A 19,273-nucleotide genomic window follows, 5' to 3' on the forward strand; every position below is an offset into this window, starting at 1 on the left:
ACACTCCCGCCCCCTATACTTTTAAATCCAGCATCCGCTCCACCGTGCGGTGGGCCCGTTCGCGGATGGCGGGCGGCACCTCTATCTGAGGCTTTAGATCCACCAGCGCCCGATACACCTTTTTCAGAGTGATCTTTTTCATATCAGGGCACACCAGGCAAGGAGAAGCCGAGTAGAAGCGCCGGTCAGGGTAGGCCTTGCGGAGCTGGTGCAAAAGTCCTTTCTCCGTCACCACAATGAACTCGCGCGCCGGGGACTGAGCCACGTAGCGCAGCATCCCCGATGTGCTGGCCACCGCGTGTCCCATGTCGATCACCTCGGGGCGGCACTCGGGATGCACTAACACCTCCGCGCCCGGATGAGCTTCCAACGCTTTCCGCACATGCACCGGCGTCACGTGCTCATGCACCCAGCAATAACCTTCCCATAGCACTATTTCCCTATCCGGATAAAAACGTTTCACGTAAAGCCCCAGATTGCGATCCGGAATAAAAAGAATGGTTGACTCCGAAGGGAGCTTGCCCACCACTTCCACCGCGTTAGCCGAAGTACAGGCCACGTCGCTCTCCGCCTTGACGGCGGCGCTGGTATTAACGTAGCAGACCACCAAACAATCTCCCAGGGCTTCCCTCCGGGCCCTCACTGCTTCCGGAGTGGCCATATCGGCCATGGGACAACCGGCGGTGAGATCGGGCAGCAGCACTTTTTTATCCGGGGAGAGAATAGCTGCCGTTTCCGCCATGAAATGCACCCCGCAAAAAACCAGCACCTTAGCTCGGATCTGAGCCGCCTGCCGGGAAAGCTCCAGAGAATCGCCCACGTAATCGGCTACGTCTTGCACCTCAGGACGCTGGTAATAATGAGCAAGGATCACCGCTTCTCGCTCCCGCTTCAACCTGCCAATAGCCTCCTGCAGTTCCCGGACGGCCTCGGCCAAAATACCATCTCCCCGGAATAAACTGTTGCGTCCAGATGTTGCTTAGATTTTAAGCAACCTGGAGGAATACTGTCAAGCGACCACGCGGTTGCGCTCGTCCAGCAGCACCACCCGCGGCCGCATCTCAATCGCCTCTTCCTCGCTCACCCAGGCATAAGCCATGATGATGATTTTGTCGCCGGGAACGGCGAGGCGGGCTGCCGCGCCGTTGAGGCAGACGACGCCCGAATTCTCCGGTCCGGCAATCAAGTAGGTCTCCAGCCGCGCTCCATTGTTGAGGTTCACCACCTGCACCTGCTCGTAAGGATGCATCCCCGCCGCTTGAAGCAGGGCCACATCCAGGGTGAGGCTTCCCTCATACTCCAAATTGGTTTCCGTCACCGTAGCACGGTGAATCTTGCTCCGCAACATAATCAGCTGCATGGCTAAGGGTGCACCTCCAGCAAGAGGTTATCTATCAGTCGGGTACGTCCCAGATAAGCAGCCACCGCCATAAGGTAAATCTTACCAGGCTCCAAGCACTCTGCCGCTTCCAAATCGGGCCAGCTAAGTATCTCGGCGTAGTCTAATCTGGCGCGGGGCTCCGTCCGAATGATACGGCGCAAATGCTCTTCCAACTCTGAAATCCGCCGTTCGCCCGAGTGCGCCAGCGATTGAGCAGAACATAGCGCCCGATAAAGCACCGTAGCCGCCTTCCGCTCCTCCGGGCTAAGATAGGTGTTGCGGGAACTCATAGCTAACCCGTCGGGCTCGCGTACGGTGGGGTGAACTTTGATACGCACCGGGAAATTAAGGTCGGCCACCAGGCGCTGAATAACCGCCACCTGCTGGGCGTCTTTGAGTCCAAAATAAGCGCTGTCGGGGCCGACCAGGTTGAAAAGCTTGGTTATCACCGTGGCCACTCCTTGGAAGTGTCCCGGGCGAGAACGACCGCACAGCACTGTGGTGAGCTTGCCCTGAACTTCTACACGGGTGGCGAAGCCGGGCGGATACATCTCCTCCACCGCGGGAGTGAAGAGTAAATCGGCACCAGCCTCGCGCACCAACTCCCGATCCCGTTCCGGATCGCGGGGATAGGTATGGTAGTCTTCTCGGGGTCCAAACTGCAGAGGGTTGACGAAGATGCTGACCACCACCCGGTCAATCTCCGCATCGGAGCGAGCCTGGCGGATCAAAGCCAGATGGCCCTCGTGCAGGAAACCCATTGTAGGCACCAGCCCTATGCGCTCTCCCCGAGCTCGGGTAGCGGTTACCCAGGACCGAAGCTCCGCGAGGGTGATTGCCTGTTTCATTCTCTCTCCTCCAGGAAAAGCCGATACTCTTCCTGCGTCATGGAGAAAGAATGCTCCGGGCCGGGAAAGACCCGGTTTTGCACCTCCTCCTGAAAGGCGAGCAGAGCTCCCTTAATTTGTTCCGCTAGATTGGCGTAGCGCTTAATAAACTTAGGGGTAAAGCCTCCGTACAGCCCCAGCAAGTCGTGCGTCACCAGCACTTGACCATCGCAGTGGGGACCGGCCCCGATACCTATGGTGGGGATGGGTAGGGAGGCGGTGATCTCCTGGGCCACCTCGGCGGGCACGCACTCCAGCACCAGAGCAAAAACCCCTGCTTCGGCCAAGGAACGGGCATCGCGGAGCAGGCGGCGGGCGACCGTCGCCTGCTTGCCCTGCACATGGTAGCCTCCCAATTGGTGAACGTACTGGGGGGTGAGCCCTATATGCCCCACCACCGGTATCCCGCTACGCACTATGGCTGCCACCGTAGGGGCCACCTCTTCTCCCCCCTCCAGTTTTACTGCTTCCGCCCCCCCTTCTTTCAAAAAGCGTCCCGCGTTGCGCACCGCTTCTTCCCGACTCACTTGATAAGATAAGAAAGGCATATCCCCCACCACTAGGGCGCGCTTGACCGCCCGGGACACCGCGCGGGTGTGGTGGAGCATTTCTTCCATGGTCACCGGAAGCGTATTAGCGTAGCCCAGCATCACATTGCCCACCGAATCCCCCACCAGCAGCGAATCGATGCCGGCCTCATCCAGCAAGCGGGCCATAGAATAGTCGTAGGCGGTGAGCATGGTAATAGGGCGCTTCTCTTTCTTCCAGTGGCGGAAATCGGCCGTGGTTACTTTACTCATGCCTTACTAACCTCCTCTAACAGCGCTCTCAGCTCTTGCGCCTTCTCTTCGGGCAACCCCTGCTCCTGAGCTATCTTTAAAGTGTAAAGACCCAAAGCGCGGTAAAGTTCCCATTCCTCGGGACGGAGAGCTTCCCGATGCCTCCGGATAGTTTCCCTATCACCTCTCGCCACTGGACCGGTGAGAGCTCCCACCGCGCCCAAAGCGAGCACGTTGTTTAAAGTTCCTTGAATAAGGGGAAGAAAGGCTGGCATAATCTGTTCCTCCGGTAGCCCCGCCCTCACCGCCAGCCGCTTCATAAAGTGCAGTAAACTCACCAGATAATTGGAGGCCACACAAGCCGCTGCGTGGTACAGCGGTTTATTCGCGGAGCGAAGCAGCCAGAAAGAGCCCCGCAGATCGGCCACTATCAAGCGAGCCAACTCCTCTGCCCGCTCATCTCCCTCGAAGGCGAAAAAACTCCCAGTCAAAAGCTCCGCTGCCGTCTCCCGATCGGCGAAAGACTGCAAGGGGTGCAGGGAAAAGGTAATGGCTCCCGCAGTAGCTGCCAAGCGCAGCACCTCAGCCGATAAAGAGCCGCTGGCGTGAGCTACCCACTGCCCGGCACGGAATCCTCCCTTTTGAGCTATGGCTTCCGCCACCGCTGCGATGGCGTCGTCTGGCGTGGTTATGAACACCAAATCGGCGCCGCGGGCCACCTCCTCCGGCGTGGCCACTTCTGCTCCCACCTTGCTGGCCAAATAGCAAGCGGAAGGGCGGCTGCGACTGGCGATTGCCACCACTGGGTACCCCTGCTCCTTCAGCCCCACCGCTAAGGCCGTCCCCACGCGTCCGGCCCCTACAATGCCCACCGTAGGACGATTCAAGACCTCACCTCCTACCCGACAGCGATAAAAATAAAAACCCCCGGACGGCTCCGGAAGGTCTTTGCTTCTCTTATCCACCGTCCGTCTTGGTCCACGGGGGATCCAAGCGGGCCTCCTTGTTTTTCTCTCCAGCACTAGCGGTGCAGCTCATCCTGGATGCCGCCCGCGATCACTCCAATTTTATTCTATTCCCAGCTGGCCTCGCAAGAGTCGTGAAAGATGAAATACCCGCTGATGGGTCTCCTCATCGTAGTACCGCAAGCCGCTGGGGAGCTTTCCCCGGGGGCCTAAATTAGGTATATCCTTTAGGCCAACTAAAAAACCCCACAAATCTTCAAAAGAAGGAATATACTCGGCGTAGGGAAAAACGTACGTGAAAACCTGGCGCAAAAGCCGGTACAGACGATCGAAACCTGCGCTCCGCAGTCCCGAAAAGGCCGAGGTGCCTTGCACCGCCACCACGCCCGGGCTGGCCAGCACCTGGTGCAGCCGCTGGTAGAAATCGAGGCTATGCACGGTGCTGGCCGGGCCCACCGTATCATCAGTGACATCCACAACTACCACATCGAAGGGTTCCCCGTGGTACTGCTGCAAAAAACGAGCCACATCGCCAAAAATCAGTTCCACCCGCGGATCGTCCAGAGGCATCCGCTCCAGGTACTCTTGACAGAGTTGCACCACCTCTCTATCGATGTCCACCGCCACCACCCGCTCCACGCCAGGATAACGCAAAACCTCCCTGACCACTTTGCCTTCCCCGGTGCCGCAAATCAGCACCCGGCGGGGCTCAGGGTGGGCCAGCATTCCCGGATGCACCAGGAGCTCGTGATAGATAAATTCGTCTCTTTCAGCCGATTGAATCTCGCCGTCCAGAAAAAGGCACCGTCCCCAACCTTTTAGGTCCATAATTTCCACCTGCTGGTATAGAGTACGCCGGGCCACCAGCACTTCGTTAACCTGATAAACCCGGTACCCTCCCACATCCGGGGTCCAGTACCAGCGACCTGAGGGGTCCAGCCCCCAGCGCTCCTCGCTAATCGCCAAAACCACTTCCCCCTCCTCTTCTTGCTACCCCCCGGCAAATGGCACCCCAGAGCAGAACCACAAGTCCCGCCGTCTCTTCACCATCACCAGCGCCTCTGAGCTCCAGGGGGTGGAAATGAGAAACGAACCGGAGCATTCCGCCCTTACTATAACAAAGGGTTAACCTGGGAGCAAGCGCGCCCGTAACCCGGACACTATCCGCGGCAGTATTTCTCCGGCCCGGCCCCGCAGCACCACCGTGGCCCGCTCGTCAACCGGAGTGGGATCCTGGTTGATGATGACCAGCTGCCGCGCGTAATCCACCAGCCCAGCCACTGGGTACACCATCAGGCTGGAACCGATCACAAGTAGCAAATCGCAGCCCTGGCGCAGAAAGACCAGAACTCGGTGAAAATCGGCCGCCATCGGCTCTCCGAAAAGCACCACCTGGGGCCGCAAAACCCCGCCACAAGAGCAGCGAGGAGGCAGATCTCCTTTCTCCCAGGCCTCATCGGCCAAAGCGAAGGGAGCCGGGCGCTGACAGCGGGTGCAGATCAGATGCTCCAGATGGCCGTGCACCTCCCATACCACGCGCGAGCCCGCTTTGCGATGCAAACCGTCAATGTTTTGAGTAATTATTCCGCGCAACCTACCCAACTTTTCCAGCTCGGCCAGAGCCAGGTGTGCCGGATTGGGCTGAGCTCGGCGGTAGTCCCGCCACAAGGGTAGAAAAAAACGGTAAAAACGAGCCGGGTCCCGCCGGAAAGCCTCCCCCGTGGCCAAGGAACATGCCTCAGGGTTGGACCACAAACCCGTGCCCGGAGAGCGAAAGTCAGGGATGCCACTCTCCGTGCTCACCCCGGCTCCCGTCAGGGCATAGGTCTGGGAAGCCCGGGACAGCAATTCAACCACCCGGTCAACCGCTTTCCCATCCATATCCTTCCACCACCTCCACCTCTTGCTCCCGAGCCAGATTAGCAGCCCATAGAGCAGCTTTTTCCCCATTGGGAAGGACTAACTCCGGCAGCAAAGCAGCCAGCGGTACCACTACAAACGCCCGCTCCGCAAGGCGGGGATGGGGTAAGGTGAGTTCCTCCGCCTGCCAGCTAAGATTCCCGTAGAGCAGCAGGTCCAGATCAATGGGTCGAGGCCCCCACCGCTCCTCTTCCTGGCGCCGCCGCCCCAAGCGCCACTCTATGGACTGCAGCGCCGCCAGCAAGGTGAAAGGAGAAAGATAGGTAGATATAAGGGCCACGGTATTGTAGAAGGGCGGCTGATCCGTCTTTCCCCAGGGCGATGAGCGGTAGAGAGGGGCTACCCGCTTTACCTTCACTCCCGGGAGCTCCCTCAGGGCCGCCAGCGCCGCCTGCAATTGCTGGCGCTTATCTCCCAAGTTGCTTCCCAGCCCTATCAGCGCCTGAACCGGCCGGGCCCGCCGGTACCGGTCGAGCTCCACCCCTACCCGCTCGAAGCGGCCTGGCAAGGGGGCCCCAGGTTTATCCACTCGCACCCGCACGCGCCGCAACCGGGGAAAACAGGCCCACAGCAGATCGATTAGCGCCTGGGCCAAAGCCTCCAGCAAGAGAAAAGAACGGTGGGTCACCACTTTCTCAGCCACCTGGTAAACTTCCTGGTAATTAATAGTCTGATAGAGCTCGTCCCGGTGCCCCGCAGCCTTCAGATCGAGGTAGAGCAGCAGATCCAGGCGGAACGCTTGAAAACGGTCGCGCTCTTCGGGCAGCACCCCGTGTTTACCGCTGAACCATAACCCCTCCATGTGGATCCTATCCGGCAAAGCTCTTCCCCCTCACCAGGGCGTCGGTCATGCGTGCCACCCGCACCATAGCCTTGACATCGTGCACCCGCACGATGTCCGCCCCCTTAACTATACTCACGGCCACCGCCGCCGCGGTGCCTTCCAGCCTCTCCTCTACCGGCAAGCCGAGAGCGTAACCTATGAAGGACTTGCGGGAGGGTCCCACAAGCAAGGGCAGGCCCAGCGATTTTAACTCTTCCAGCCGCCGCAGCACTTCGAGATTTTGCTCTGGCGTCTTGCCGAAACCGATACCCGGGTCGAGGATGAGATGCTCGCGCGGAATACCGGAGGCCAGGGCACAGTCCACCCGCTCGCTCAGGTGATCGATTATATCTCCCATGAGCTCCCGGTAGCGGGGAGAGGGGGGATTATGCATCAACACCACCGGAACCTCGTAGCGAGCTACCACCGAAGCCATGCCGGGATCAGCCAGCGCCCTTTGATCGTTGATGAGGTGCGCCCCCTTACGCAGAACCTCCTCCGCCACCACCGCTTTAGAAGTGTCAACAGAAACCGGCACCGGGAGCTCCGGCAGAATAGCCTCCAGCACGGGGATAATCCGGCGGAGCTCTTCCTCGGGGGGCACCGGCGTATGCCCCGGCCGGGTGGACTCCCCACCCAGATCGATAATATCGGCTCCTTCCTCTACCATTTCCAAAGCCCGCGCCCGCGCCGCTTCCACCGTGCTGTAGCGGCCACCGTCGGAAAAAGAGTCGGGCGTAACATTTAAAATGCCCATGACCAGAGTCCGCTCTCCCAGCACCAGCTCCTTCCCCCGGCAACGAAGACGGAAGGGCCGGAGGCCCTCAGCGTTTACCAGCACCTGGGACAGCCGCTCGGCCAAGCGGGGCAAACCGAAGGGCTGTCGCTTAAGCTTAGCCACAAGCAGGCGGAATTGCTTCAAGGTGCCCAAGAGCAGCACATCGGTGCGTTCCACAGTGTAGTTAATGGCCCCCTTCATTACCACCGCCTCCCCGCCCCGAGCCAGCATCTCCTGCTTGAGGATATTGGCTTGTACCGGAGTCAGATCTCGCACCTTGACCGCCCGGAAAACCGCCTTGGGAGCCATGATCTTCTGCCCGGGCTCATCGGCCCCTATCTCGGCAATCTCTCGCAGCGCCGCAGCCAAATCGGGAATGCTGATCACCCGCACCAGCTATCCTACCCGCCTTTCAAAAACAAGGTCGCAGAGCCCAAACCCCTGCGACCTAAGAATTAGGCAACCAACAACCTGGTTCCTGCTAGCGCACCAAAGCGTTATCCACCATCTCCATAAGGTACTTGATTTGAATGGGCATCTTGTACTCCCGCTTCATGTCGGTAAACTGGTCGAAGCAGTTGTGGCAGGGAGAAACCAGAATCTTGGCGCCGGTGCGCTCGATCTGCTGTTTTTTCAAAAGCGCCTTTTGCATCCGCACCCGCTTCTGATCCAACGCCAGGGCACCACCGCCGCCACCGCAGCAGATGTTGTACTCCCGGTTGGGCCACATCTCCACGAAGTCCTCCACCACCTGGCTCAAAACATAGCGCTGCGGCTCCACTACCCCACCCTTACGCACGACATTGCAGGGATCGTGCAGAGTGACGCGCTCTGGGTTCTTGCTCTTGTCCACTTTAATCCGTCCGTCTTTAATGATCTCCGCCAGGAACTCCACCATGTGGAGAATGGGGTACTCGAAAGGCACCCAGTTCTTGGCCCCGAAAACTAGGGCCCAGTAGCCGTGGCCGCATTCGGTGCAAACCAAACGCTGGCAACCAAGATCCTTGAAAGCATCCACCGTAAACTGCATAATCTTGGTGGCCATGTCGTCGCGGCCGTCAAACAGGCCAAAGTTAGTGACATCGAAAGACTTGGTCGAAATGGTCCAGCTGACCCCGGCCGCGCTGAAAATACGGTACATGGTCTTCAAAGCCTCAGGGTAAACACCGATCTCCCGCGGGTGCAGCAGGAGAAAGATCTCCGCCCCCTTAACATCGACCGGGAACTTGATGGAATCGTCCCCCATCTCGTCGCGGAGCTCCTCCGCCATCCACTCCACCGTCTCCACAAAATCCTCTAGCGAGACCCCCATCTGGTTGCCGGTGCGAACATGCATCTCGGTAGTCTCCTGCAGAGTACCCGAAGCCTTAAGGCCGAACTTGCCCCGGATGCAGCGGATCACATTGGGCATATTGATCCCCATGGGGCACTCCATGGTGCAGCGCCCGCACTGGTTGCACAACCACACAAAGGGATCGTTCAGGGTTTCCTCGCGCAAACCCAGCACAATTTCCCGCATAAAGCGACGCGGTTCCATGCCCTCGACCAGGCCGGTGAATTCACAGCCGGCGTCGCAGGTACCGCAGGAAAGACAGTAATTGAAGTTGAGGCGCGTGTCCTGGGGAACAATCTTCTGCGCTATTTCATCCCTGAAAGTGGGATCGGCCGCCTTACTCAGCTCCAATGCCATTTTTATCCCTCCAAAATCGCAGGCAATTTTAAGCCGGCCGGGATCCACCGGGCGGCGACCCCGGCCAAAACCTTTTAGGAAAGCAGGGCCTCGATCTCAGCGAACACCTGCTCGTCAGTAAAGCCGCCCATGGTGATAGCTTTGGATGGGCAGGCCGCCGCGCACACACCGCAGCCTTTGCAAACCGCCTCGTTGATCACCGCGACCTTGTTGACCTCGTCGAAGGTAATAGCGTTGTACGGACACAGGTTAACGCAAATGCGGCAGCCCGAGCACCTGGCTGGATCGACCTTGGAAACGATGCCACCCGCCAAAATAGCGTCTTTGGTGAGCACGGTGGCCGCTCGCGCCGCTGCGGCTTTGGCCTGCGCCACCGACTCGTCCAAGAACTTAGGAGCGTGAGCCAAACCGCAGAGAAAGACACCATCAGTGGCGAAGTCCACCGGACGGAGCTTCATGTGCGCCTCCAGGTAGAAGTCGTCCATGCCGCAGGTCACCTTGTAAAGTTGACCCACTTCCCGAGCGTCCTCAGGTCCGAGCACCGCCGCACTCAGGGCCAACACGTCGGCATCGATGACCAGCTCCTCCCTGAGGATGGGGTCGTAGGTAGTGATCCTGAGCTTATCTCCTGCCGCCTCCACCTGGGGTTTACGATCCAAACTGTAACGGATGAAAACGATCCCCTTCTCCCGCGCCTGGCAGTACATATCCTCCAGGAGACCGTAAGTGCGGATATCCCGGTAAAGAATGTAAACTCGAGCCTGAGGGTTCTTCTCCTTGAACTTGAGGGCGTTGCGGATGGCTTCGGTGCAGCAGACGCGGCTGCAATACATCCGGGGTTCTTCCCGGGAACCCACGCAGTTGATCATGGCCACCGTGTTGGCTCCCTCCACGGGTGCCTGCCCCTTGAGCAGCGCCTCTTCAAACTCCAACTGAGTCACCACCCGGGGATCTTGCCCGTACAGATACTCGGTGGGCTTGTATTCCCGGCCGCCGATAGCGATCACCGTAGCTCCGTGGTGAATCTCCTGGCCATCGGAAAGCTTGCTAACGAAGTTGCCCACGTAACCGCTAGCCTCCACCACCTTGGTGTTGAGGTGCACGGTGATGTTGGGATGAGATTTGACCGACTCGATTAAATTATTGAGGATAGGAGCCACTTCCTTGTTCTCGGGGGTGAAAAAGTGCAGGCGCCGCGCCAAGCCGCCGAGCTCCTTATCCTTCTCCACCAGATCCACCTTAAAGCCCTGGTTGGCTAACTCTAGAGCCGCAGTCATGCCCGCCGCACCGCCACCGATCACCAGCACCGAGGGGTTGACCGGCACCGGTACCAGCGAAAGAGGCTGAGCCAAACGCACCTTACTAACCGCCGCGCGTACCAAATCCTTGGCTTTCTGGGTGGCTACTTCCTTATCCTTCATATGCACCCAAGATACCTGCTCCCGGAGGCTGGCGAAGGCGAAAAGGAAGGGATTGAGGCCGGCCTCACGGATGGTAGCCTGAAAGAGAGGCTCGTGCGTGCGCGGCGTGCAGGCCGCCACTACCACGCGGTTAAGATTGTGCTCCTTGATCTTCTCCTGGATTAGTTGCTGGGTATCCTGCGAGCAAGTATAAAGGTTATTGGCCGCGTAGACCACATTGGGCAGGGTTTTGGCGTACTCGGTGACCTCGGGGACGTTCACCACACCACCAATATTGATACCGCAGTGGCAGACAAAGACGCCGATACGCGGCTCCTCCTGGGTAACATCCCGCTCCGGTGGAAGCTCTTCTCGCTTCACCAGGCTGCCCCTCACCGAAGAAAGCAAGGTTTGCGCCGCCGCCGCTGCCGCGCTGGCTTCCATAACTGTCTGAGGAATATCCATCGGGGTGCGGAAAGTGCCACAAACGAATATACCGGGCCGAGAAGTGGCCACCGGATTGGACTCCAAAGTTTTACAGAAATCGTAATGGTTGAGTTCCAAACCCAGCACCTTGGCCGTTTCGACAGCCGTCTTAGCGGGTCGTAATCCTACCGAAAGCACCACCATATCGAAATCTTCGCGCTTGATTTCGCCTGACTCATCGGCGTAACGGATGCACAGATCGCCTTCCTTCTCCCCAGGCTCAATGGAGAAAATCCGCGCCCGGATGAAACGGATGCCGTCCTTCTTAGCCTTCTCGTAATAGGCCTCGAAGCCCTTGCCGTAGGTCCGCATATCCATATAAAAGATGGCGGTATCCAGCGGCTCCGCGCTGTGCTCCTTAGCAATCATGGCCTCTTTGATAGCGTAAGTACAGCAAACCGAAGAGCAGTAAAGCCCCTTTTCGATGTTGCGGTTACGCGAGCCCACGCACTGAATCCAGGCGATTTTCCGAGCCTCCTTCCGGTCAGAAGGGCGCACCAAATGGCCGCCGTAAGGACCAGAAGCGCTCAGAATGCGCTCGAACTCGATGCTAGTCACCACATTGGGGTAGACACCGTAGCCTAAAGGTTTAATTTCGTTGGGTACGTATTCATCGAAACCGGGGGCCAGAACTATGGAGCCCACGTTGAGAGTGAGGTTTTTCTCGGTGTCATCGAAATTAATGGCTCCACGCTGGCAAGCCTTAGCGCACAGACCACAGGGGGGCTCTTTACCTGCAGCCTTGGCCTTTTCCATATGCAAGAGACGGAGACACTTGGAAGCATCGATCATATAGGCAGCCGGAACCGCCTGGGAGTATTTGATGAAGATGGCTTTGCGCTCGCCCAGTCCCTCGTTAAACTCGTCCTTCACTTTGACCGGGCACTTGGCCGCACAATCACCGCAGGCCACGCACTTGGTGATGTCTACGTAGCGGGGAGCCTGTTTGATACTGACCGTGAAGTTGCCGGGTTCACCGCTTATCCCGGTGATGGTAGCGTTGGTCACTAACTGGACATTAGGATGTCGCCCACATTCCACCAGTTTGGGAGCAAGGATACACATGGAACAGTCGTTAGTGGGGAAAGTTTTATCGAGCTGGGCCATCACACCACCGATGGCCGGGGAACGCTCAACCAGATAAACGTAATAACCACTCTCGGCTAGGTCAAGGGCCGCCTGGATACCAGCTACGCCCCCACCCACCACCATTACTGCACCGATCTTGTCAGACATGCAACATCACACCCGCCCTCCTCGAAATTTTCCGGAACCAGCCTGAAATGCTTTTAAACACGCTACCCCGCCTCCTTCCTCGCTTCTCAGCCCTCCCTTCCCTCAATGCCGAGTGAGCCCGGTGACGAAAGGGCCTGCAGCAGCAAGCTATCTCGCTGAGTCAAGTATATTAATTTCGTTCTAACTTGTCAATCACTTCGCCATCTTCTGCGCCTCGAACCACTTACCAACTCTGGCGCCAGGCGATCGGCATCCGCCGTCCCATACCAAAGGCTTTGGAAGTCACCCTCAGACCTGGTGCCGCCTGCCGGCGCTTGTACTCCGCCCGGTCCACCCGTCGAATTACTTCTTCCACCAAGGCCTGCTCAAAACCCCGGGCCGCTATCTCCCGGACCGGAAGGTTTTCCTCTAAATAGGCCTTAAGAATGGGATCGAGCACCCTGTAGGGGGGTAAAGAGTCTTCGTCGCGCTGGTTGGGCCGGAGCTCAGCCGATGGGGGTTTCAACAGCACGCTTTGCGGAATGAGCTCGCGCTCCCGGTTGATGTATCGCGCCAGTTCGTAAACCATGGTTTTGGGGACGTCGGCCAGAACCGCCAAGCCTCCCGACATATCTCCATAAAGAGTGCAGTAGCCCACCGCTAGTTCAGATTTATTTCCGGTGCTCAGAACCAGATGGCCTTCCCGGTTGGAGATGAACATGAGGATGTTGCCGCGAATACGCGCCTGAATATTTTCTTCTGCCACATCAATTAAAGGCAAACCATCAGGGTTCAGGGTTTTGAGGTAAGCAGTGAAGATCTCTTCGATGGGGATGACCCGCCAACCGATGCCCAGGTTATGCGCCAGCTCTTCCGCATCGCGCAAACTTTCCGGGGAGGAATACCGGGAGGGCATCCCTACCCCCAGCACGTTCTCTGGCCCCAGGGCGGCTGCCGCCAGCGCTGCCACCACCGAGGAGTCGATCCCGCCGCTAAGACCCACAACCGCTTTCTGGAAGCCCGTCTTGCGGAAGTAATCCCGTATTCCCAATATAAGAGCCGAGTAAACGTCGGATATATCTTCGGCCACCTCGGAAGGATCCTTTCCCACCGCCGGGGCTGTGATGTCCACCACCGTAAAGTCTTCCTCAAAGGGTTTGCCCTCCCAGATAATCTTGCCGGTCGCGTTAAGACAGATACTCGAGCCGTCAAAAATAAGCTCATCATTTCCCCCCGCCTGGTTAACGTAGACCAGCGGTCGACGATACTTGCGAGCTATGTAGGCCAACATATCAGCCCGCAAGCGTCTCTTCCCGTAATGATACGGCGAGGCGGAGATATTGATTAACAACGTCGCTCCTTGAGCGTTCAACTCTGCCACTGGATCTACTTCATAAATTGGTCTTTGCCAGTAATCTTTGTCATTCCAGATGTCTTCGCAGACCGTAAGGCCCAGCACCTCTCCCCGGAACACTAAAGATTGCCGCCGCGCTGCTGGTTTGAAATACCTGGTTTCGTCGAAAACGTCGTAGCTCGGCAAAAGCGTCTTGTCCTGTCGTCCGACAAGTTTCCCCTCCGCAAAGAGGAGAGCAGCGTTGAAAAGCTTGTCCCCTTCTCTAATAGGCGCTCCCACCAAGATTCCTATTCCTTGGCTAGCCAGCGCTATTTCTTCCGCCAGTGCCCGCTCTACCGCTACCAGCATCTCCTCCCGGTAGAGAAGATCTCGAGGCGGATAGCCCACCAGTACCAGTTCCGGGAAAATTACGAACTCCGCTTGGCTGGCCTTTGCCCGAGCCACACCTTTCAAGATTTTCCTTGTATTACCCTTGACGTCGCCCACCGTAGGATTAAGCTGCACCAGGGCCAACTTCAAGCACCGCACACCCCCATGGAGATCCGGGCTAACCACCCAGAACCCGGCAAAGGTTCGCTAAGAAACGCGCGCGTAGATCTCGATCCCTTTCCCACTGCCTCACCGTGTCCTCCTTAAGTCTAGCCGATGCTTCCGATCCGGCAAAGTCCTCAAGTTCTTCCCGGTAGATCTCAGCCCAGTGAGCAACCATTGCTGGCGTAACCTCAAGGTGAAACTGTAAAGCCCAGGCACAATCCCGATAGACGAAAGCCTGGTTAGTGCAGGTGTCTCCTTTTGCCAGAAGGATAGCGCCTTCGGGCAGATCGAAAGTATCGCCGTGCCATTGAAAGACCCAAAACTCCTCCGGCAAGTTCTGAAAAAGAGGAGTTTTCTTCCCTGCCTCTGTCAGGCGTATCTTGTACCACCCGATCTCCTTTACCGCGTTAGGATTGACCGCTGCCCCCAGCGCCCGGGCAATAAGCTGTCCTCCCAGACATATTCCCAACACCGGTACACGCCTGCTTATTGCGTTGCGTATAAGTTCTTGTACCTTGTAAAGATAAGGATAGGCCTCCTCTTCGTAGGCTCCCATGGGGCCGCCCAACACTATCAAGGCTTTGTAGCTAGCTATTGTTTCTGGTAAAGTAGCCCCCGGTTGATCCATTACGCGAATGTCTAACTCCCACCCTTCACTGGAAAGAACTTCGGCCAGAAGTCCTGGACCCTCGCAAGCTACATGCTGCACCATTAAGGACCGCAACATTTTATTCTATTCCCCCGTTCGACTTTTTATTTTTAATCTTAACCAAAAGAGGGCCCACAGACGAGGGTGCAGACTATTCCTGCACGTGGCGATCACGGTGAAGCTCCGAGATAGCCCAAGGCCCCCCTAAAGGGGAGCCTTTGCGTACAGCTTACGGGAGTAAGGACGCCAGGCGAATATTGCTAGCCGACCCCTGCCACTTAGGAACAACAGGAGCGGCTTCACCACTTTCAAACCGGTATGATACAGTTTTCTTTAAGCCTAAAGTGCCTTTTCACCTCGCTCCCCAGTGCGCACGCGCACTGCATCCTCCAAATTCGAAACGAAAATTTTCCCGTCACCGATCTCCCCGGTGCGGGCGACTTCCAGTATAAGCTTCACCACCTCTTCCACTTGATGATCGGGTACTGCAATTTCAACCTTGACCTTGGGCAACAGGTTGATAGAATACTCACGGCCACGGTAAACCTCGGTCCAACCCCGCTGCGTCCCGCAACCCATTACCTGATAGACGGTCATGCCGTGAATGCCAAATTTGCCCAGAGAATCTTTAACGGCCTCTAACTTCTCCGGTCGTATAATGGCTTCTATCTTCTTCAAAGCCAATCACCCCCTTCAGGCTTTCCAAAGTTTTAGAGACGATAAGCTTCCTCGCCGTGCAGGGTAATGTCCAAGCCCGATACTTCCTCACTATAGGTGGCGCGAAGCGAGGTTAAGAGCCCCACGACCCTCAGTATAACCAGGGTGGCCAACGCCGCGAAAACCCAAGTAGCGACCACTCCCACGGCCTGGATTCCCAACTGCGCCGGATTGCCGAAAAAGAGGCCGTTAGCCCCGGCCGCATTAACCGCCTTTGAAGCAAAGAGCCCGGTCGCCAAAGCACCCCACGTACCGCCGATACCGTGAACTCCGAAAACATCCAGAGCATCATCGTACCCAAGCCGCGGTTTCAGCACTGCTACCGCCAGGTAGCAAACTGCTCCTGCCACTAACCCAATAATCACCGCCGGTAGTGCGCTCACGTAGCCTGAAGCTGGTGTAATGGCTACCAATCCGGCCACGCAACCGCTGGCCACTCCCAAAGCGGTAGTCTTGCCGTGGTGCAACCACTCCACCACCATCCAAGAAAGTGCCGCAGCTGCCGCCGCCGTATTGGTGACCACGAAAGCGCTAGCCGCCAAATCGTTCGCTGCCAGGGCACTACCGGCATTGAAGCCGAACCACCCAAACCACAAAAGAGCCGCGCCTAGTAATGTCATCGGCAAGTTATGAGGAAGCATCGGCTCTTCCCCGTAACCCCGCCGTCTCCCCAAAAGCAAGGCAGCTACCAGTCCGGAAACTCCTGAGCTTATATGCACTACTGTGCCACCCGCGAAGTCAAGCGCTCCTAAGTTTCGGATCCAGCCGTCGACACCCCATACCCAGTGAGCCAGCGGGGCGTAAACGAAGGTACTCCAAAGAAGGACAAAAGCCAGGAAAGCCGGGAAGCGCATACGCTCTACAATTGCGCCTGAAATCAAGGCCACGGTAATGATAGCGAACATCATCTGGAAGGCCACAAAAGCTAATTGGGGAATGGCCGAAGCATAGTCAGGATTAGGCTCAGCCCCGACTCCTTTAAGACCCAGCCACGAAAGTCCACCTATCAAATGAGCATGATCCGGTCCGAAAGCTAAGCTATACCCCCACAATACCCACTGGACAGAAATCAAGACCAAGGCAATGAAGCTCAGCATGAGGGTATTCAGTGCGTTCTTTCTACGCACCATACCTCCGTAGAAGAAGGCCACGCCTGGAGTCATCAGCATTACCAGGGCGGAAGAAGCCAAGACCCAAGCCGTGTCCCCCGAATCCACCTTGGGTTCACCCGCCCAGGCCAACCCCGGCAACGCTAACAGCAACCAAAACGCTAAAACTAAGGTATTCAAACGCCTCACGTCTACCACTCCTTCCCTAAAGATTTCGGGTAACTTTAGAGATGAGTCCTTTAAAACTCCCCTCCACCTAACTTTCCACCTCCTTTCAGTAGCATCTAAAAGAAAAGCGCCCACCGGAGGCATCAAAACCTTCCGACGGGCGCCATTGCCCCAGGGCGTCTTTTTGCCCTATCAGCTTTTTCTAAAAGATCCGGAACTCTTAATAATGGCCTCGGCAACAGCTCGCATACTAGTACGCCGCTTCATACTCTCGCGTTGTATTTGGCGGTAAGCTTCTTCTTCGGATATTCCCAGGGCCTTCATCAAGAAGCCTTTAGCCCTATCGACCACTTTCCTGGTCTCTAGCTTCTCCTGTAGTTGCTCCACTTTTAGCCTCAAGGCGTTTATCTTGGCAAAATTAGCTTCCGCCTGCAATAGCGCTAGATACAAATCCACTTCACGCACCGGTTTAGCACACGCTGCCACAACGCACTCCGAGGAAAGCAAAGCCTCAGCCCCAGAGTTAAACGGCGAAAGCAAAAGTATTACCGGAATCTGCATTTCCTGGCCAAAAGCATCTAACAGTTGCTCCATCACAAAACCCGGTCCCACGCTATCATCCACTATTACCAAATTCGGAGCCTGTGACCGCAAGAGTCTAACCCCTGCTGGGCCGGTAGAAGTGGCAAAGGCAACAATCCATCCCTCCATCTGCAACTGCCGCTGAAGGAAGACCCGAGTCTCATTATCAGAACAGAATATCAAGACTCGCAATTTGGTTCACCCACATTCACTAGCAGTATCGCCCTCCCTTCTAAGCATCTTAATTATGGGCTGCAGTTAACGCAACGACCCTCGAAATCCTAAATATCAAAATAAAGCGCAAATTCGTAGGGGTGGGGGCGTAGGCGCATAGCGTTCACTTCGCTGCGCTTCCAGTCGATCCAAGCTTGGATAAGATCCTCGGTGAAAACCCCGCCCGCCAAGAGAAAATCGTGATCCGAAGCGAGCCTCTCTAATGCGTCTTCCAATGACCCTGGTAATCCTGGCAAAGCGTTTAACTCCTCCGTGGACAACTCGTAGATGTCCTTATCCAGGGGCTCTCCGGGATAGATTTTATTTTTTATACCGTCAATTCCCGCCAGCAGCAGGGCGGCAAAAGCCAGATATGGATTGCACGAAGGGTCGGGTGGACGATACTCTATGCGCTTAGCGTTGGGGCTATTGGAATACATGGGTATCCGGACAGCAGCGCTACGGTTGCGCTGCGAATAAGCCAGATAAACCGGGGCCTCAAAACCAGGAACTAAACGCTTGTAAGAATTAGTGGTGGGACTGCAGAAAGCAGCCAGCGCAGGCCCGTGCTTTAGAAGCCCGCCGATGTAGTAAAGAGCCAGTTCGCTTAACTGAGCGTAGCCCTTGGGGTCGAAGAAAAGGGGCTTCCCTTCCTTCCAAAGGCTCTGGTGCACGTGCATACCCGAGCCGTTATCTTGGAAAATAGGCTTAGGCATAAAGGTTACCGTTTTTCCGTGCCTGCGGGCGACGTTCTTGACTATGTATTTGAATAACATCAATTGGTCTGCCATTTGAGTAAGAGGGGCAAAACGCATATCGATCTCCGCCTGACCTGCTGTGGCTACCTCGTGGTGGTGGCACTCCACCACTATCCCGCAGCGCTGCATGGTCGTGACCATCTCGCTGCGAAGGTTCTGGAAGTTATCGGTGGGAGGGACAGGAAAATATCCTTCTTTGTAGCGGGGTTTATAGCCAAGATTCGGGTTTTCCTCGCGCCCCGAGTTCCAGAAGCCTTCGATTGAGTCTATAAAGTAGTAGCCACAATGCTGATTCTGGTCAAACCTTATGTCGTCCAGAATGAAAAACTCCGCTTCCGGTCCCCAGTAGCTGACATCAGCGATGCCTGTTGATTTGAGGTAAGCTTCCGCTTTCTGCGCAATGTAACGTGGATCGCGCTCGTAGGCCCCCCTCACGGGATCGAAAACATTGCAAATAAGACTCAGAGTCGGTATTTCACAGAAGGGATCGATAACCGCCGTGCTGGGGTCGGGAATTAAGATCATGTCACTCTCATGAATGCTTTTGAACCCCCGGATGCTTGAGCCATCGAAACCTACGCCCTCCGTAAAGCTCTCTTCGGTCAGTGCCTCCGCTGGGATGGTCATGTGTTGCCACAGGCCGGGAAGATCGATAAATTTGAGATCCACAAATTCTACCTGCTGCTCCTTTACCATTTTGAGAACCTCTCTAGCGGTGAGTTCCATGACTTCCCTCAACCTCCTAGCAAATTTTGGATATCAAAACTAAATAGGCCCCTCCGGTAGCCATTACAAACTACCGAAGGGGCCCCTTCGCCCCAAAACGACTATAGCAATTAGCTATTTAAGTATATAACGTAGCCTG

At 56.7% G+C, this 19,273-nt stretch carries 17 protein-coding genes; all 17 read right to left on the reverse strand.

Translation table 11 applies throughout. The features are described from left to right. Positions 1–13 precede the first annotated feature (13 nt). Positions 14–937 (reverse strand): quinolinate synthase NadA, encoded by a 924-nt coding sequence (gene nadA, locus ACTLLP_RS07680; RefSeq protein WP_441058574.1) that lies wholly within the window; start codon positions 935–937, stop codon positions 14–16. Between the two features lie 72 nt (positions 938–1,009). After that, positions 1,010–1,360: an aspartate 1-decarboxylase gene (gene panD / locus ACTLLP_RS07685; RefSeq protein WP_441058576.1), complete on the reverse strand. Its 351-nt coding sequence runs from the start codon at positions 1,358–1,360 to the stop codon at positions 1,010–1,012. Between the two features lie 2 nt (positions 1,361–1,362). Then, positions 1,363–2,229, reverse strand: a complete 867-nt coding sequence (gene panC / locus ACTLLP_RS07690) for a pantoate--beta-alanine ligase (protein WP_441058578.1) — start codon at positions 2,227–2,229, stop codon at positions 1,363–1,365. After that, positions 2,226–3,068: a 3-methyl-2-oxobutanoate hydroxymethyltransferase gene (gene panB, locus ACTLLP_RS07695; protein WP_441058580.1), complete on the reverse strand. Its 843-nt coding sequence runs from the start codon at positions 3,066–3,068 to the stop codon at positions 2,226–2,228. The genes panC and panB overlap by 4 nt, the downstream gene beginning before the upstream one ends. Beyond that, the gene (locus ACTLLP_RS07700) at positions 3,065–3,934 is read right to left on the reverse strand and encodes a Rossmann-like and DUF2520 domain-containing protein (RefSeq protein WP_441058582.1); all 870 of its coding nucleotides are present in this window, start codon (positions 3,932–3,934) and stop codon (positions 3,065–3,067) included. Before ACTLLP_RS07700 ends, panB begins: the two co-directional genes overlap by 4 nt. A 180-nt stretch (positions 3,935–4,114) precedes the next feature. Further along, positions 4,115–4,978: a spermine/spermidine synthase domain-containing protein gene (locus tag ACTLLP_RS07705; RefSeq protein ID WP_441058584.1), complete on the reverse strand. Its 864-nt coding sequence runs from the start codon at positions 4,976–4,978 to the stop codon at positions 4,115–4,117. A gap of 159 nt (positions 4,979–5,137) precedes the next feature. Beyond that, positions 5,138–5,893 (reverse strand): SIR2 family NAD-dependent protein deacylase, encoded by a 756-nt coding sequence (locus ACTLLP_RS07710; RefSeq protein ID WP_441058586.1) that lies wholly within the window; start codon positions 5,891–5,893, stop codon positions 5,138–5,140. Further along, positions 5,874–6,752, reverse strand: coding sequence for a 2-amino-4-hydroxy-6-hydroxymethyldihydropteridine diphosphokinase (gene folK, locus ACTLLP_RS07715; protein ID WP_441058588.1), 879 nt, complete (start codon positions 6,750–6,752; stop codon positions 5,874–5,876). The genes ACTLLP_RS07710 and folK overlap by 20 nt, the downstream gene beginning before the upstream one ends. Continuing rightward, a complete protein-coding gene (folP, locus tag ACTLLP_RS07720) occupies positions 6,742–7,926 on the reverse strand; it encodes a dihydropteroate synthase (protein WP_502361638.1) in 1,185 nt (394 codons plus the stop codon). The genes folK and folP overlap by 11 nt, the downstream gene beginning before the upstream one ends. A gap of 88 nt (positions 7,927–8,014) precedes the next feature. Beyond that, positions 8,015–9,223, reverse strand: coding sequence for a (Fe-S)-binding protein (locus ACTLLP_RS07725; protein WP_441058590.1), 1,209 nt, complete (start codon positions 9,221–9,223; stop codon positions 8,015–8,017). A 74-nt stretch (positions 9,224–9,297) separates the two neighbouring features. Continuing rightward, on the reverse strand, positions 9,298–12,345 hold the full coding sequence (locus ACTLLP_RS07730) for an FAD-dependent oxidoreductase (RefSeq protein WP_441058592.1): 3,048 nt from the start codon (positions 12,343–12,345) through the stop codon (positions 9,298–9,300). 223 nt (positions 12,346–12,568) lie between these two features. Further along, the gene (locus ACTLLP_RS07735) at positions 12,569–14,197 is read right to left on the reverse strand and encodes an NAD+ synthase (RefSeq protein ID WP_441058594.1); all 1,629 of its coding nucleotides are present in this window, start codon (positions 14,195–14,197) and stop codon (positions 12,569–12,571) included. A 28-nt stretch (positions 14,198–14,225) separates the two neighbouring features. Continuing rightward, on the reverse strand, positions 14,226–14,939 hold the full coding sequence (locus tag ACTLLP_RS07740; RefSeq protein ID WP_441058596.1) for a type 1 glutamine amidotransferase: 714 nt from the start codon (positions 14,937–14,939) through the stop codon (positions 14,226–14,228). Between the two features lie 261 nt (positions 14,940–15,200). After that, a complete protein-coding gene (locus ACTLLP_RS07745) occupies positions 15,201–15,539 on the reverse strand; it encodes a P-II family nitrogen regulator (RefSeq protein ID WP_441058598.1) in 339 nt (112 codons plus the stop codon). Positions 15,540–15,571: 32 nt separating this feature from the next. Further along, the gene (locus ACTLLP_RS07750; RefSeq protein ID WP_441058600.1) at positions 15,572–16,876 is read right to left on the reverse strand and encodes an ammonium transporter; all 1,305 of its coding nucleotides are present in this window, start codon (positions 16,874–16,876) and stop codon (positions 15,572–15,574) included. A 171-nt stretch (positions 16,877–17,047) separates the two neighbouring features. After that, positions 17,048–17,629, reverse strand: coding sequence for an ANTAR domain-containing response regulator (locus ACTLLP_RS07755; RefSeq protein WP_441058602.1), 582 nt, complete (start codon positions 17,627–17,629; stop codon positions 17,048–17,050). An 89-nt stretch (positions 17,630–17,718) separates the two neighbouring features. Then, positions 17,719–19,134, reverse strand: coding sequence for a type I glutamate--ammonia ligase (gene glnA, locus ACTLLP_RS07760; protein WP_441058604.1), 1,416 nt, complete (start codon positions 19,132–19,134; stop codon positions 17,719–17,721). Positions 19,135–19,273: the final 139 nt, after the last annotated feature.

Source organism: Desulfothermobacter acidiphilus (assembly GCF_052073645.1).
Lineage (GTDB): Bacteria > Bacillota > Desulfotomaculia > Desulfotomaculales > Ammonificaceae > Desulfothermobacter > Desulfothermobacter acidiphilus.